Source organism: Zooshikella harenae, assembly GCF_018837975.1.
Taxonomy (GTDB): Bacteria; Pseudomonadota; Gammaproteobacteria; order Pseudomonadales; family Zooshikellaceae; genus Zooshikella; species Zooshikella harenae.
The window spans coordinates 135,965-152,169 of sequence record NZ_JAGSOY010000003.1; the positions used below are offsets into that span (position 1 = coordinate 135,965).

Annotated in this window: 13 protein-coding genes; 8 read left to right on the forward strand and 5 right to left on the reverse strand. The window is 41.4% G+C overall.

Going from position 1 to position 16,205, the window contains the following annotated elements:
- Positions 1 to 16 precede the first annotated feature (16 nt).
- The 8 genes from KCG35_RS02440 (at position 17) to KCG35_RS02475 (ending at position 10,382) form a co-directional block, all read left to right on the forward strand.
- Complete coding sequence (locus KCG35_RS02440) at positions 17 to 904, forward strand: XrtA system polysaccharide deacetylase (RefSeq protein ID WP_215818072.1); 888 nt, start codon at positions 17 to 19, stop codon at positions 902 to 904.
- A 9-nt stretch (positions 905 to 913) separates the two neighbouring features.
- Complete coding sequence (locus KCG35_RS02445; RefSeq protein ID WP_215818073.1) at positions 914 to 1,951, forward strand: FemAB family XrtA/PEP-CTERM system-associated protein; 1,038 nt, start codon at positions 914 to 916, stop codon at positions 1,949 to 1,951.
- A 3-nt stretch (positions 1,952 to 1,954) separates the two neighbouring features.
- Positions 1,955 to 3,151, forward strand: coding sequence for a TIGR03087 family PEP-CTERM/XrtA system glycosyltransferase (locus KCG35_RS02450; protein WP_215818074.1), 1,197 nt, complete (start codon positions 1,955 to 1,957; stop codon positions 3,149 to 3,151).
- Positions 3,152 to 3,162: 11 nt separating this feature from the next.
- Positions 3,163 to 4,725: an exosortase A gene (gene xrtA, locus KCG35_RS02455; RefSeq protein WP_215818075.1), complete on the forward strand. Its 1,563-nt coding sequence runs from the start codon at positions 3,163 to 3,165 to the stop codon at positions 4,723 to 4,725.
- Between the two features lie 117 nt (positions 4,726 to 4,842).
- Positions 4,843 to 5,994, forward strand: a complete 1,152-nt coding sequence (locus tag KCG35_RS02460) for a TIGR03088 family PEP-CTERM/XrtA system glycosyltransferase (protein ID WP_215818076.1) — start codon at positions 4,843 to 4,845, stop codon at positions 5,992 to 5,994.
- Between the two features lie 29 nt (positions 5,995 to 6,023).
- A complete protein-coding gene (locus KCG35_RS02465) occupies positions 6,024 to 7,946 on the forward strand; it encodes an XrtA/PEP-CTERM system amidotransferase (protein ID WP_215818077.1) in 1,923 nt (640 codons plus the stop codon).
- Positions 7,947 to 7,949: 3 nt separating this feature from the next.
- Complete coding sequence (locus KCG35_RS02470; RefSeq protein WP_215818078.1) at positions 7,950 to 9,182, forward strand: TIGR04063 family PEP-CTERM/XrtA system glycosyltransferase; 1,233 nt, start codon at positions 7,950 to 7,952, stop codon at positions 9,180 to 9,182.
- A gap of 3 nt (positions 9,183 to 9,185) precedes the next feature.
- A complete protein-coding gene (locus KCG35_RS02475; protein WP_215818079.1) occupies positions 9,186 to 10,382 on the forward strand; it encodes a glycosyltransferase family 4 protein in 1,197 nt (398 codons plus the stop codon).
- Positions 10,383 to 10,387: 5 nt separating this feature from the next.
- Here the strand turns inward: KCG35_RS02475 and KCG35_RS02480 are convergent, their stop codons facing one another.
- From KCG35_RS02480 to KCG35_RS02500, 5 genes are all read right to left on the reverse strand, one after another.
- On the reverse strand, positions 10,388 to 10,738 hold the full coding sequence (locus KCG35_RS02480) for a chaperone modulator CbpM (RefSeq protein WP_215818080.1): 351 nt from the start codon (positions 10,736 to 10,738) through the stop codon (positions 10,388 to 10,390).
- Complete coding sequence (locus KCG35_RS02485; RefSeq protein WP_215818081.1) at positions 10,739 to 11,698, reverse strand: DnaJ C-terminal domain-containing protein; 960 nt, start codon at positions 11,696 to 11,698, stop codon at positions 10,739 to 10,741.
- Positions 11,699 to 11,826: 128 nt separating this feature from the next.
- Entirely contained in the window at positions 11,827 to 12,912 is a 1,086-nt protein-coding gene (locus KCG35_RS02490) for a polysaccharide deacetylase family protein (protein WP_215818082.1), read from the reverse strand.
- Between the two features lie 7 nt (positions 12,913 to 12,919).
- Positions 12,920 to 14,620, reverse strand: a complete 1,701-nt coding sequence (locus KCG35_RS02495; RefSeq protein WP_215818083.1) for a GNAT family N-acetyltransferase — start codon at positions 14,618 to 14,620, stop codon at positions 12,920 to 12,922.
- Between the two features lie 13 nt (positions 14,621 to 14,633).
- Complete coding sequence (locus KCG35_RS02500) at positions 14,634 to 16,064, reverse strand: lipopolysaccharide biosynthesis protein (RefSeq protein WP_215818084.1); 1,431 nt, start codon at positions 16,062 to 16,064, stop codon at positions 14,634 to 14,636.
- Positions 16,065 to 16,205 lie beyond the last annotated feature (141 nt).

Below are 16,205 nucleotides of genomic sequence, written 5' to 3' on the forward strand. Positions count from 1 at the left end.
CAGGTAGTAACGAATTATGAGCCAACCAACAGCTGTTGATGAAGCTAAGTCGAGTATGCTTATTACAAACGCGATGTCGGTTGATGTTGAGGATTATTTTCAGGTCGCAGCCTTTGAGAATAATATTAAGCCGGAAGACTGGGATTCGTTACCTGTCAGGGTTGAGCATAATACACAGCGTATTTTAGCGTTGTTTGCCGAATATAATATTAAAGCAACATTTTTTACGTTGGGGTGGGTGGCTGAACGTTATCCTGGTCTTGTAAAGGATATCGTTGCTCAGGGACATGAATTGGCAAGTCATGGGTACGGACATCAGCGGGCTACGACTCAGACGCCAGAGGTTTTTAAGGCAGACATTTGTAAAGCTAAACATCTGTTAGAAGATATTTCAGGGGTTGAAGTTAAAGGCTATCGGGCACCAAGCTATTCAATTGACCATAGTAATCCTTGGGCTCATGATGAGTTGCTGGCTGCGGGACATAGTTATAGCTCAAGTGTTTATCCGGTTAAACATGATTTGTATGGTGTCCCTGATGCTCCGCGTTTTCCCTATCACTGTGAAAATGGTTTATTGGAAATTCCCATAACGACAGTAAGAATTAGAAATAAAAATATTCCATTTGGTGGTGGTGGTTATTTTCGTTTTTTCCCCTACTGGATATCTAAGTGGGGTATTAACCGTGTAAACCAACAAGATCAAGCACCTGCCATTTTTTATTTTCATCCTTGGGAAATAGATCCTGGTCAGCCAAGGCAGGAAGGTATTAGTTTTAAAAGCCGGTTTCGTCATTATTTAAACCTTGAAACAATGGAAAAAAGATTACGTACACTGATTCAGGACTTTAAATGGCATACGATGGAATCCGTATTTCTACATCACTCAGCAAACTTAAACCAATAGGGAAAGACTGTGAGTCAGGTTGTTGTTAAACCGCTTACCGAGGCATCCGTTAATGCGTGGAATCATTATGTTGATAATGCAGAAAATTCAACATTTTTTCATCGTGCAGAATGGCGAGATGTAATAAAGCAAGCTTTTGGACATGATTCGCATTATTTGTATGCAGAGCGAGACGATAAGATAACAGGTGTTTTACCTTTGGGGCAGGTAAAGAGTTGGTTGTTTGGAAATGCACTTATTTCCGTGCCTTTTAGTGTCTATGGTGGTGTTGTTGCGAATGATGATGACAGTAGACAGGCATTACTCAATGCAGCCTGCTCATTGGCTCAAAAGTTACAAGTTGATTATCTAGAGCTGAGAAATCTAAATCAAGAAACGCTTCCAGAAAAATGGCAGCGTAAAGAGTTGTATGTCACTTTTCGTAAGCCATTATGCGCCACAGATGACGAAAATATGAAGGCCATTCCTCGAAAACAACGAGCTATGGTTAGAAAAGGTATTAAAGCTGGTTTATCAACGGTTGTTGAAAATGATACAAATAATTTTTTCTATGCTTATTCCAGCAGTGTGAGGAATTTAGGAACTCCCGTATTTAATCAGCATTATTTTGATATTTTATTACAAGCTTTTCCTGAGCATGCGGATATTTTAACCATTAAGAATAATGACGAAGTGGTTGCCAGTGTTTTAAGTTTTTATTTTAAAGATCAGGTTCTACCTTATTATGGCGGTGGGACAGAAAACGCTAGGCAGTGTGCTGGTAATGATTTTATGTACTGGGAATTAATGCGTCATGCGTTAAAGAAAGGCGCAGCATTTTTTGACTTTGGGCGAAGTAAACAAAATACGGGTGCGTTTAGTTTTAAAAAGAATTGGGGGTTTTCACCAGAACCACTTTACTATGATTATTTCTTAGTCAAAGCTGACCATTTACCAAATATAAGTCCCAATAATCCAAAATATAAACTGTTTATTCAGATTTGGTCTAAGTTACCTTTGAAGTTAAGTCAACTGATTGGGCCTATGGTTTCTAAATATCTAGGATGATGTATGAAAAACCTGTTGTATTTGGTTCATCGTATACCTTTCCCTCCGAACAAAGGTGATAAGATTCGTTCTTATCACTTACTACGTTTTTTAGCTGAACACTATAATGTTTACTTGGGAACATTTATTGATGACCCAAATGACAAACAGTATATCGATACAGTTAAGCAGTGGTGTACCGAGTTAAATGTCGAAATACTGAATCCATCGTTGGCTAAGTTAAAATCGTTAATGGGTATCGCTAAGGGTCAACCTTTGACATTACCTTATTATACAAATGCAAGCATGCATCAGTGGGTGAGTCGTGTGACACAAGCCCATGAGTTTGCAGGCTGTGTTATTTTTTCTTCATCAATGGCGCAATATTTTGAGGGGCATTTTCAGGCGTTGCCAACTGTTGTTGATTTTGTTGATGTCGACTCTGATAAATGGCGGCAATATAGTCAGTCTAAGTCTGGTGTTATGGGCTGGGTGTATCGCCGGGAAGCAAATTACTTGGAAAAATATGAGTGTTCTGTGGCAAACCAAGTAAATGCATCAGTGTTTGTTTCTGATAAGGAAGCCAGTTTATTTAAGACATTGGCACCTAATGCTGCGAATGTGGTTGGTATTCCAAACGGTGTTGATTTTGATTTCTTTGATCCTTCGCTAACAATGCCATCACCGTATGGACGCAATGGTCCTGTAATCGCATTTACAGGGGCAATGGATTATTGGGCAAATGTTGATGCTGTTCGCTGGTTTTCAGATGAAGTATTCCCGCATTGCCGCGCCGCTCAGCCTGATGTGCAATTTTATATTGTTGGTGGAAATCCTACTCAAGAAGTTCAAGAGCTTGCAAAACAAGAGGGGATTACCGTCACTGGGCGAGTAGAAGATATACGACCTTATATTTTACATGCGAATGTAATCGTTGCCCCGTTACGTATAGCCAGGGGAATACAAAATAAAGTACTGGAAGCAATGGCGTTAGGTAAATGGGTGATTGCCACAGAGCAAGCAATGGAAGGTATAGATGCACCTGCTGAGCTTGCAACGACAACACCTTTGGATCCCAACTTGTTTTATGAGGCTATACAAGCTCGCTTAGCGATGTCAGCAATGGCACCTGCTGATGGTATCAGGCAATGGATTCAGCAAAATTTTAGCTGGCAAACCAGTTTGATGCGCTTTCAAACATTATTATCGGGTAGTCCCTAAAGGAGTAATGTATGACGTCAAGGATTGCTAATAACACAATGACTCTACCCTACCTGTTAATTCCTTTATTGGTTATCTGGCTACTGGCGTTTTTTCCAACGCATCAAGCGATGGTCCATGTATGGATTAACTCTGTGACATTTGCTCATGGATTTTTAATTGTTCCCATGGCGCTTTATTTATTTTGGCAGCGACGACAGCTTATTAGTTTGAGCAATGCTCAGCCTAGCTGGTTGGCGTCACTGGTCTTATTAGGATTAGCTGTAATCTGGTTTGTGGCTAATGCAGCAGGAGTGAATGTCGTTCAGCAACTTGCTGTAGTACTTATGATTCCAGTGATTATATGGGGGCTACTAGGCTTTCAGGTTCTGAAGCAGGTGGCATTCCCTGTCGGTTATTTACTGTTTGCTGTACCTATGGGGGAAAACTTAGTACCTCTATTACAGGAAATCACAGCTTGGTTTTCAGTGAAAGGATTACAGTTAGTGGGTATCCCTGTTTACTGGGAAGGGTATTACATTTCAATTCCTTCTGGTGATTTTCTGGTTGCAGAGGCGTGTAGCGGTATTCGCTATTTAATTGCTTCAGCCGCACTTGGTGCATTTTACGCTTACATTACATTTAATAGTCTGAAAAAACGTATTTTATTTATTGGTATTAGTTTGGTTTTACCAATTGTCGCCAATGGTATTAGAGCATGGGGCATTATCATGATTGCTTACTACTCTGATATGAAGTATGCCGTTGGCGTTGATCATATTCTTTATGGCTGGGTATTTTTTGGCATAGTCATGCTTCTTTTGTTTTGGATCGGCGGTAAGTTTGCGGATAATCCTATTACCCTGCAAAGTACAACAAACACAACAGGTGCTGATCAAACCTTATCGAAAGGTGATAGCCGCTTTTCAGTAAATCAAGGTGTAGTGCAGCCTATTGAGAAGCAGCACTGGCGGATGCTAGTCTGGCTGACCGTGATTATTATTTGTATTCCTATACTTACGTTGCTAAATCAACCTTCAGCCGTCAGTCAGGTTGCTTTTACGTTACCAGAAAAAGTAGCTAACTGGCAGTTAACAAAAAAACAGCCCGTTAATTGGAAGCCAACTTTTTCGACACCTCATACAACACATGTATCATATCAAAATGATGTGGTGGATCAGTCTTTGTTTCTTTTTGCAGCACATTATACAGGGGGAGAGCGTGATATTGAGTTAGTCAGTTACGCAAACCAACTGTTTGATGATGATAATTGGAAGATATTATCGCAACAAGTGCGCAACATTGAAATTGCCGAAAAGACTTACTCTTTTTATGAGTATGTCGTTGAGCATGATGGTCAACGAAGGCTATTGTGGTCGTGGTATGTGCTAAATAATAAAGTAATGACAAATACATATTTAATTAAATTATACCAGGCTTACGGCAAATTAACTGGGCAATTCTATGGTGGGAGCTTTTTGGCGATTGCCACTGATTTTGATATTAAACCGAGTGAAGCGCGAGAAAAGTTGCAGCGCTTTTTGACTGAGGCTATGCCTTTGTTAACAGAGTCTTTGGTGAGTTATAAGCCTTAAACCTGTTGTGAAAAATACCTATTACAGCAAATCACTTTAAATAAGCAGCCATTAGTGCTGTCTCTTACAGGAGATGATGTTGTCTGGGTGTAAAAGGCTGTTTTATTAAGTATTTATATGATGACGTTAACCAGTGCTGAACATATACCATTAATTGCCCACTTGGTCTTTCGCTTAGATGTTGGTGGCTTGGAGAATGGTTTAGTCAATTTGATTAACCGCATTCCTGAATCTCGCTACCGTCATGCTATTATTTGTATGACGGATTATTCTGATTTTGCTCAACGTATAAAAAGACCTGATGTACAAATTATTGCGCTGCATAAGAAAGAGGGACAGGACTGGAAACTTTATTACCGGTTGTGGAAGGTTTTACAACAGTTAAAACCTGATTATGTTCATACCCGCAATATCGCGACACTTGAGGGACAGTTTATTGCCTGGTTAGCAGGTGTTCACAACCGTATTCATGGTGAACATGGCTGGGATGTTTATGATGTAGCAGGCAGTAATAAAAAATACCAATGGTTGCGCCGACTAATGAATCCTTTTGTGAAGCATTACGTCGCATTATCTTCTGAAAGCCGCGATTATCTAATTAACAGTGTAGGTGTTGCAGCGAATAAAGTAGCGCATATTTATAATGGTGTTGATACTGACAAGTTTTCACCCCAAGCCCCATTTGCATCAGATGTTCCTGAGTCCTTTATTCAACCAGGACAGCTTATTATTGGCACAGTGGGTCGTTTGGCCAAAATAAAGCACCAACAAAGTTTATTATCAGCATTTATTGAATTGAAAAAAGATAAGGTTATTGCCGACACGATAAAGCTAGTATTGGTGGGTGATGGTCCCGAAAAAGCGCATTTGCAGTCGATGGCGGAGAAGGCTGGTGTTGCCTCATCTGTTTGGTTTGCAGGCGTAAGGCAGGATATTCCTCAAATTATGCGTCGGTTTGCTATTTTTGTATTACCCTCGTTAGCTGAAGGTATTTCTAACACAATACTGGAAGCGATGGCCTCTGGTTTACCCGTGGTAGCGACAGATGTCGGAGGGAACAGTGAACTTATTCAACATCAACAAAACGGCATGATTGTACCTGTAGATAATGTGACAGCTTTAGCAGAGGCAATTCATCAGTATCTTAAGGATGCTGAGCGTCGAAAGCAGCATGGTATTGCAGCACGACAACATGTTGTAGAAACATTCAGTATGGACGCTATGGTTAATCGTTACACGTCAATTTACGATCAGTTGCAACTGAATTAATCCCCCCTTTAGTAAAGGTATCTATTTATATGTGTGGCATTGCAGGGATTTTTCATATTAAAGAGTCAGCAGGGGTGGTTGATCGCGCATTATTGACAGCGATGAATAATACCCAGTTTCACCGTGGGCCTGATGAAGGTGGCGTGCATATTGAGCCAGGTGTAGGCTTAGCACACCGCAGATTGTCTATCATCGATATTTCTACGGGGCAGCAGCCTTTATTTAACGATGATGGCTCAGTTGCAATTGTGTTTAATGGTGAAATTTATAATTTTCAGGATTTACGCCAAGAGCTTATTGCCAAAGGCTATCAGTTTAAAACCCATTCAGATACAGAAACCATAGTGTATGCCTGGATTGAATGGGGAGAGGAATGTGTTAAGCATTTGCGTGGTATGTTTGCCTTTGCTATATGGGATCGAAACCGCCAACAATTATTTATTGCCCGTGACCGATTAGGCATCAAACCCCTATTTTTTGCCACCCTGGCAACTGGGGAGTTTATGTTTGCCTCTGAGCTAAAAGTGTTGTTGGCCCACCCGCGCTTAAAACGAGATATTTATTTACCCGCTATCGAAGACTACTTTACCTTTGGTTATATTCCTGAGCCCAATACGATTTTTAAGGATGTTTTTAAGTTATCACCTGGACATACTTTAACGCTGACACGTGGTATGGTTGAACCTGTAATCAAAGCCTATTGGGATGTACCTTTTACTCAGCACCCTGACTTTATTAAAGAAAATACTGAAGCACAGCTAGTTGAACAGCTCCGTCAAGCAATTGATGTTCGGATGGTATCAGAAGTGCCTTTGGGTGCTTTTTTATCGGGTGGAGTAGACTCCAGTGCTGTAGTTGCGATGATGGCAGGGTTACAGAAAGACCCAGTCAATACGTGTTCTATAGCCTTTAATGAAGCTGATTTTAATGAGTCTGAATTTGCGAAAGAGGTGGCTCAGCAGTATCACACTAATCATTGGGAAAAAACGGTTGCCGTTGATGACTTTGAGTTACTTGACAAATTAGCACTACTTTATGATGAACCCTATGCAGATAGTTCAGCTATGCCGACTTATCGTGTATGTGAGCTGGCTAAGCAACGGGTTACGGTGGTGCTCTCTGGCGATGGTGGTGATGAGGTTTTTGCAGGTTACCGACGCTATCGCTGGCACATGAATGAAGAGCGTGTCCGCAGTAGAATTCCACTGGGCTTTCGAAAGCCCGTATTTGGCTTACTTGGAGAGCTTTATCCAAAAGCCGACTGGGCCCCCAGAATTTTCCGGGCAAAGACAACATTCCAGTCACTAGCACGGACATCTGTTGAAGCCTACCTGCATTCAGTTTCCATTTTAAATGATCAGCAGCGTAATGACTTATTCAGTGATCAGTTTAAGCGTGATCTACAAGGTTATCACTCAATAGAAGTTTTTAAACGGCATGCTGCTAACTGTCAGACGGATGATCCACTGTCACTGATTCAGTATTTGGATATGAAAACCTATTTGGTGGGTGACATTTTGACCAAGGTTGATCGAGCCAGTATGGCCCACTCTTTAGAGGTCCGAGTACCCTTTCTTGACCATAAATTAATTGAATGGTCTATGAATGTTCCTTCTGCTCAGAAGTTACATGGTCAAGAAGGTAAATATGTGCTGAAGAAGGCACTGGAACCACATCTTTCCAATAATATTTTGTATCGTGACAAAATGGGCTTTGCAGTCCCAGTGGCTAAATGGTTCCGAGGGCCACTCAAAGAGCGTCTTAAACAGTCAGTATTAAGTGAGCAAATGCTTGATAGTGGCTATTTTAATGCTGATTACTTACGTCAGCTGGTCACTCAGCACCAAAGTGGCTTACGTGATCACAGTGCTGCATTATGGACATTATCAATGTTTGAAGCATTTCTACGTCAAGTGTTGTCTGCCGATAGTGCTGTTTCTCAGGTGGCTTAATGTATGAAAGTGTTACATATTCTGGATCATTCTATTCCACTACACAGTGGTTACACATTTCGTACTCGCGCTATTTTGCAGCAACAGCAGAAACTAGGCTGGCAAACTTATCAGCTCACTGGTCCTAAGCAAGGTGTTACCCAGCAGTTATGTGAGACGGTTGATGACTTGGTATTTTATCGCACGTCACCTTTGCCTCATTGGCTGCAAGCAATACCCGTTGTTAATCAGCTGGCGATAATTCCAGTGTTGGCAAAACGTATTGTGCAAGTAGCCAGAGAAATTAAACCCGATTTAATTCATGCACACTCGCCAGCACTCAATGGTATGGCGGCCTCTTTGGCTGCTAACAAGTTAAAACTCCCTTTGGTTTATGAAGTACGGGCATTTTGGGAGGATGCGGCAGTTGACCATGGTACGGCGCAGCAAGGCGATCTTCGCTACCGATTGACCCGTAAGCTGGAAACCATGGTACTGAAGCGTGCTCATGCTATTACCACAATTTGTGAAGGGCTTAAGTCAGAGATGTTAACCCGTGATGCATCAATTCAGGATGTTACGGTGATTCCAAATGCGGTTGATATTGAGCGTTTCCAGCCTCAGGACCAAAAGGATGCAGAGTTAGTTACTTCGCTTGGTTTAGAAGGGCGATTTGTTATTGGTTTTATTGGCTCTTTTTACGCTTATGAGGGGCTAGACTTACTCATTGAAGCGATGCCTGGGCTCCTAGAAAAAATCCCCAATGCATGTTTGCTGCTGATTGGTGGTGGGCCTGAAAATGAGCGGTTGCAACGTTTAGCTAAACAAAGCACTGCAGCAGAACGGATTATTATGACAGGGCGAGTACCTCATGATGAGGTACACCGTTACTACAGTGTTGTCGATATTTTAGCCTATCCTCGTAAGCCAATGCGGTTGACAGATTTGGTTACACCGTTAAAACCGTTAGAAGCAATGGCGCAACATAAGCTTGTTGTCGCATCTGATGTTGGTGGTCATAAGGAGCTTATTCAACATTGTGAAAATGGTTTGCTGTTTAGGCAGGGAGATGTGTCTAACTTAATTGTTCAGATTGAACAACTCGCAAAGGATAAAAAACTCCAGCAACAGCTGTTGCATAGTGGACGTGAGTATGTGGAGCATGAGCGTAACTGGAAAAATAGCGTTAGCCGCTATCAGGATGTTTATCAGCGAGCGATTGCCAAAGCGTCTAGCCGAGGTGCAACAGTAAGTTAAACCATGAATATTTTGGTCTTTTCTACGTTATACCCTAACTGTATTCAATACCGTCATGGTATTTTTGTCGCTGCGCGAATGCGTAAGTTTGCCGAATTAACAGCGCATAAAGTAACAGTCGTAGCGCCTGTTCCATGGTTTCCTTCCAGTAATCCGCGCTTTGGTCGTTATAGTGAGTTCAACCAGGTACCAGCGGAAGAAGAAGTTAATGGTATTAAGGTTTATCATCCTCGTTACCCAGTGTTGCCAAAAGTGGGCATGAGTATCGCCCCAAAACTGATGTATTGGTGTTTGCGAAAGTTTATGGCGAACCTCCTAAAAGAGCAGCCATTTGATTTAATTGATGCACACTATTTTTACCCTGATGGCGTTGCTGCCGTTGAGCTTGGCCGATATTTAAATCGACCTGTTGTTGTGTCAGCACGTGGTCAGGATATTAGTTTGATTCCAAACTATACATTGCCTCGTTATCAAATCGTGCGAGCAGCGAATCAAGCCAGTCAACTGGTCAGTGTTGCCAAGCCCTTGAAACGCCGTATGGAAGAAATGGGTATTACAACACCTATACACTTGCTGCAAAATGGTGTTGATCTAGCGTTGTTTAAACCCGCCGCTGACCGAGAACGTTTACGTCAAGCCTTAGGACTAAATGGCTTAACCCTGCTATCCGTTGGCAACACTATAGAACTAAAAGGACACCATTTAGTGATTGAGGCTTTAACTAAACTGCCTGAAGCTCAATTAGTTGTGATTGGTGAAGGGAGTGAGCGCATAAAATATCAGCAGTTAGCTGAACAGCTAGGCGTTGCTGATAGAGTAGCGTTTACTGGAAATATTCAACAGGGAGACTTGGTACAATACTATAATGCTGCTGATGTATTGGTTTTAGCATCTCGTCGAGAAGGTTGTCCTAATGTTGTGCTGGAAGCCATGGCCTGTGGAACGCCTGTTATTGCGACAGCGGTAGGAGCTGTTCCAGATTTAATTGAACCACATGTGTCGGGTTATCTCTTACCTGAAAGGTCAGTAAAGAGTATTGTGACAATGGTTAAGCAGTGGCAGCAAAGTCCATTGGGTCGTGAGCAGGTCCGTAAACACACTGAGCAATTTGGTTGGGAAACCATTATTCAGTCGCTAGAGCAAGTTTTTTTAAATGTGTTAACGACATATTCTCATGAGTCAATTATTGATATTCAATAACAGCACTACTCTTGTTGCATTGTTTTAATAAAATGCTGCAGTTGATTTATATCCTGGCGTAGGGTGTTAACCTCATCTAATAAATCCAGAGCAAAGGCCAGTCCTGATAGGTTGAGTGAAAGATCGCGTTTTAAACGTAGCGCTTTTTGTAGGCGTAATAAATCACTTGCTATAAATAACCATTGTTCGGGTACTTTATAGTCATTATGAGGCTCGACAATGCCATAGCTTACCATGGCAATAATCAGCGCCTGATCCACGCCACACCGTTCACATATTTCGATAAGATCAAAGCGTGGAGATGCGTCAATAACTTCTACATCAGAAATGGTGATAGGGGGATGATGTGGACTCATTTAAACTCCTAGTTTTTGTCGTGGGTTAAAGTGTGACTCTTCCTGTGCAAGTTGTTGATAAAGGGCTTTGGCTTTGTCGCTGTGATGTGCTGGCTGAGCTAATTGTAAAATCGCATATTGATTTCCAGGTGGTGTGCCAGGTAAACCTCGTTCTTTTAATCTAAACCGCTGCCCAGATTGAGCACCAGCAGGAATTATAAGTGAAACTTTGCCGCCTAATGTTGGAATGGTTATAGCGCTACCCAGTGCAGCTTCCCAGGGGGTGACTGGCACACTCAGAAAAATATCCTTGCCCTCAGCATGAAATAATGGGTGGGGAGCAAGCTCTATTTCCAAGAACAGGTCACCGTTTGGACCGCCACCAATACCAGGAGCCCCTTGCCCTTTGAGGCGTATGTGTTGGCCTTGAGTAACGCCTGCCGGAATTTTAACATTTAATGTTTTTGTACGATGTGTAATGAGTCCTTGATTGTCTGCTTCTGGAACTTGAAACTGCAAAGTACGCAGACATCCTTTATAGGCTTCCTCTAAAAATAATCCGATACGGTGATGGACATCATCTCCGCGCATTTTAATGGTTTGTTGAAAGCCTTGTGAAGAATAGTGCCTTCGAGCGCTGCCTTGTTGGCCGAAAATGGCTTCAAAAAAGTCACTGAACTGACTGTCACCATTAAATGTTTCATGGAAGTGACTGGCAGACTGCCAATTTGGTGGAGGTTGAAATGAACCATCACGTCCTCTGGCACCTAGTTGTTTTAGTTGATCATATTCTGCGCGTTTTCCCGGATCTTTTAACACTTCATAAGCTTCACCAACTTCTTTGAAGCGGTTTTCTGCATTGTCTTCTTTACTCACATCTGGATGATATTTTCGAGCTAACTTTCGATAGGCTTTTTTTATTTCATCGGTCGTTGCATTGTCTTTAATACCGAGGATTTTATAGTAATCTTTGAACTCCATGGCTATTGCCTATGCCTAACAGTATTTGAATGGATCCTAAAAGTTTTTATCCGAAGCAGTAAACCAATACAATAGTCCTACCTCGTATTGGTTTGTGCTTCGTTAAAAAAGTATCATTATGTCTTTTATTACTTAGCGCGCCTTGCATGCAAAGAGTCCTCTGTGTGACGGACTTGCTTAATATAGTGCTTTATTTTGATGACAAAGCGTTTGAAATAACGATATAACTCACCAAAGCCATAAAGTTCTGCTTCAAACTCAACCTGACTAATGTATTCGCCATCTAATATTCTTTTTAATGCCATGAGTGAGGTATCAGGCCGATTAAGCCCAGCTTCACAAGTGGTTGCCGATTGGACATTTGTCGCTCGTAACCAGGGCCAATGCTGTTTATGCCAAAAGCCGCTGGGATAACAAAAATGGTCGTAGGTTTTTGGTAAGAGCTGCTCTAGAGCATAACGGTTTTCTAGAATTTCCCGGGTAGTGAGCTGTTGATCAATGGGTAACTGATGACGGTGAGTATGAAGCTGAATATCAATGTTTGGTGAAAAGCTGGATTGAATTTGTTGGTCATTCATTACTGTAAACAGCTTTTCTCGTGCAATAGTTTCATAATCGACTGCTAATGCTTTAGCTATTTTTTGTGCGAGCTGTTCTCGGTCTTGTTGTGATAAATGGTCTTCCCCTAGCTCAATAAGGGCCCACATCAGTTGCTGTCTATCGAGGTGTTCTGCATGAGTAAGTTGCTGAGTATAGGGCTCTAACTCTGATAGAGAAGGGGTACGATTTCCAGCTTGCCAAAACATATACTGGACGGCGAGTGAAAAAATAGGTGTTTGTTTTTGCTGGTAATAGGTTGTGAGGTAAATGGTGGCTGGCATATTGAATTGATTAAGTATGGGAATACCCACATCCGCCACGCTATGAAAGCCATCATCAATAGTAATGACCGCATTGTAACCATGCAATTTATTACGCTTTAACAGGTCAACACCTGTATTCAAAGGTAATACGTTATAACCGGCTTTTCGCAGTGAGGTGAGCCGTTTTTGAAATGTTTCTGCTTTAATAAATAGCTTAGGAAATGCCTGACTCTCGTCTTTTAATTCGTAGGCATGATAACAAAGTATTAATAGCTTATTACGATTTAGAGGCTTTAATAGTTTAAAAACGCCGAATCCCCTGATGACACGTAACAGGAAGACTTTAAACATAATTGTGTTACACCGGTTGTGAATGGTAAATGCTCGGTAAACGGTTAATTTTTTCTTCTTTATTAAAACGACGGTGATAATACAGTGAGCCAATATACTCAAATCCGTATTTTTCAATCACATGTCGAGAAACATTATTCGTTGCGGTAACAACAATGAATAATTGTTTAGCATGATGAATAGAGAATGCATCGTGAATTCGTTGTTGCATACTTAATTGGTGTAGCCCTTGTCCTCGAGCCGGAGGATGAGTGTAAGAGTCATACAGCACAGCTGATTGAGGAGGGAAAAACATTCCCTGCTGTACTTCATTGAAAAAGGCTTGTTTAGCATTCGGAATTAACCAGGCATAAGACAGTAAAGTAGATTGATCAGCATACGTATAAGGAATTTCTCCTTGCTCTATGCGTTGTAAGGCCTCTCTTGTAAAGCGATAGCGATCTTGCCAGCTATAGCAAGGCACATATTTTAATAAGTCATCAAGGTCGTTTGTTTTAAAAGGTGCTTCAGTCAGTTCCGCCCCAGTATCTTCTGTTAATTGATAAATACGAAGCTCAGTATCTTGCAGCAAATGCTGTTTGACTTTTGTAATGATGGCTGGCGATGCAGCACGGCGAATTTTATTGATCGTTTCCTTTGCCTGGTTAGGTGTAATGTTGAAGCGCGCAAGTCCTTGTTTTACGTGCCCTAGGCCTTTATCTAGATAGGCGGCAATCTGTTTGTCTCGCTGGTTTCGATAACGGTAGAGTTCATAAACAGTATCGAAAGTGTTTGCAAAGCGGTTTTTCCAAGGGTCTCCACCTGGTGTTAAATCAAAGCAGGTGATGCCTTCTTGTGCTAACAATTCACATAGCATTAGTAAGTGAATTTTGCCTGGAGAGTGTGTGCTGTAAAATGGGGAATAACAAAAAATTGCCAAATGAACTTTTTTATTGTGAATAAAGCCCAGATGTGCTGCAACTAATTCATTGTTAATCCACAGTCCAGTCAAGTGTAATAAGTGGTTGTGTTGTTGGCAAAGCGTTTGGTGAAAGTCATGTTTGGCATGGTCGTCAAAAAAAGGAAAGCTTTGGTTAGCAGCACCTTGACGAAAGTCATATAAGGGGATCATTTGTTTAAGTAAAGCGATTTGTTCTTCTGGTGCTGTTACTCGAGCAAAATGTAAATCACCTTGTCTTTTCAGGCGATTTATACGACTTTTGTTGCTTTTCTTTTTTAACGATTGGGCAATGGTTGTCGGGTCTAATGAATTTAATGGTCGCTGGTGTGATGTAAGCTGTATGCGATTTTTATCTGCAATATGCTGAAGCTGATCGGTCACTAGCTCAGCAGGCAAATATTTAAGGTGTAAAGCATGCTCAGCATAATGGTGATCGAGCAAATCCAATAATTTTTGAAAAAAATCTGTAGCACATTGTTCTTGGCAAAGCCAGCCTTGGTATTCTGCTTGATGGCTACCCGCCGCCACAATGTGTTGGTTACTGATAGCAAGACAGATAATTGCTTGTAATTGATCATGCTCACGATGATAAACAATGAGTGGCGTATAGCTATGGGTATAGTGCTTGTACCATGGTTTTATATATTCGGGTGCTTGATAAGGTGTCGCATAGTCATTGAGCGCGTAAAGATTTTGCCACTGCTGGAAAAATTCTGGGTCATTGATAAGCTGCCAGGCATGTTGAGCCGATGCGTGTTTAAGATCCATGTCAGGTCCATTGCTAGTGGTTTAATTTACTTTTAACAAAATTCAGGATGATAGTTTCTGCACCTTTTGGTTTGGAAAAAATAAACCAAAACAGGTAGTGCATGATTAAATAAATAACAGTACATAACAGTCCCATGCCAATGACACTGATTAAGTCAAGAAGGAGTTGTTCTTTTAATGGGAACCACTGAGTGAGTGTTACTATAGCAAACATTGTAATGGAGGCTGCGAGAAAGGTTCGTCCAATTGGCGCTAACATTTTTAATAGTGGAATAGCATGTATTCTGCCAATTGTGGTCAAACTAACGCATGTTCGTAACGCAGACGTGACAAGTAATGTGTATAACGCAGCTTCCAGTTCTTTATTGGCTATAAAGTAAAAGAAAATAGGAAGGCGAATAGTGGCTAAAAAGAGCGCAATCATTGAGACTACTTGTGGGCGTCCTGTAGCAAAAAAAACTGACGCCGTTGCAGCACCAATCAGGTTGAAGGCTCCAGCTAAACACATAATTCGCAGCATCCAGGCCGCCTCGAGCCATTGATCGCCAAGAATGATATACACCACGTATTCATTGAAGAAAGCAATCATCACTGCCAGTGGAACACCCACAAACGAAATAACGGACAGGCTTCCTAAAAAGTTATTGACTAGCGCTGTTGGATTGTTAGTCAGTTTGGAGTAGCCAGGAAAAAGGGCTCGTTGAATAGGCCAAACCAGCTCCGCCGTGGTCATTTCTGCAATATCTTTAATAACAGAAACATGACCTAACACTTTAGATGGATAATAGCTACCAATGATGAGATTCATAAGACGAGTGTTAACAAAAAATAAGACATTGTTCATTAATAGCCATTTAGAAAAATGCAGTAGCGTTGAAGCACCTTTTAAGCTGAGTTTTGGTCGAAAGGGATGCATGATATAGCTAAGGGTAGTGCCTCCAAGCTGACCAATAACCATGCCTGTTAATAGTGCCCAATACGATCGAAAGTAAACTGCTGCGCTTACAGTGACAATAAATGCTAAGATTTTCTTACTAACTTCGTATTTGAATTCTTTACGGAGCTCGAGTTCCTTCCGAAAATCAACAACGCCAATATTCGTGAGCCCTTCGAGAAAAGACATGATCGCCATCATAGGAAAAACATACATAAGTCTCGGTTCGTTAAATAAAGCCGAAACATAAGACATGCTGGAGAGTAGGATGATCGCGATCCCAATAGTCATCAGCAGGTTCATGGTCCAGGCTGCATTGTAGTCATCGCGTGAAGCTTTTTGGTTTTGAATAAGCGCCATATCAAAGTTGAATGTCGTTAATACATCCAAAATGGCGTAAAAGCTCATGGCAAGGGCAACCAGACCAAAGTCTGCTGGAATTAATAAACGTGCAAGGATTACAGTACTGACTAACCCTATTGCACGAACACTCAGTTTGAGGCAAACCATCCAAACTGCCCCTGAAAACATTCGTTTACTAACTGTGGAAGCATCCATCTAGCTAATGGTCCTCTAATAAATCTACAACCTATTGTTAAGCGTATAAATTTAACGCTCAATTTGGGCGTTCATCGCCTACTTTGTTGGAGA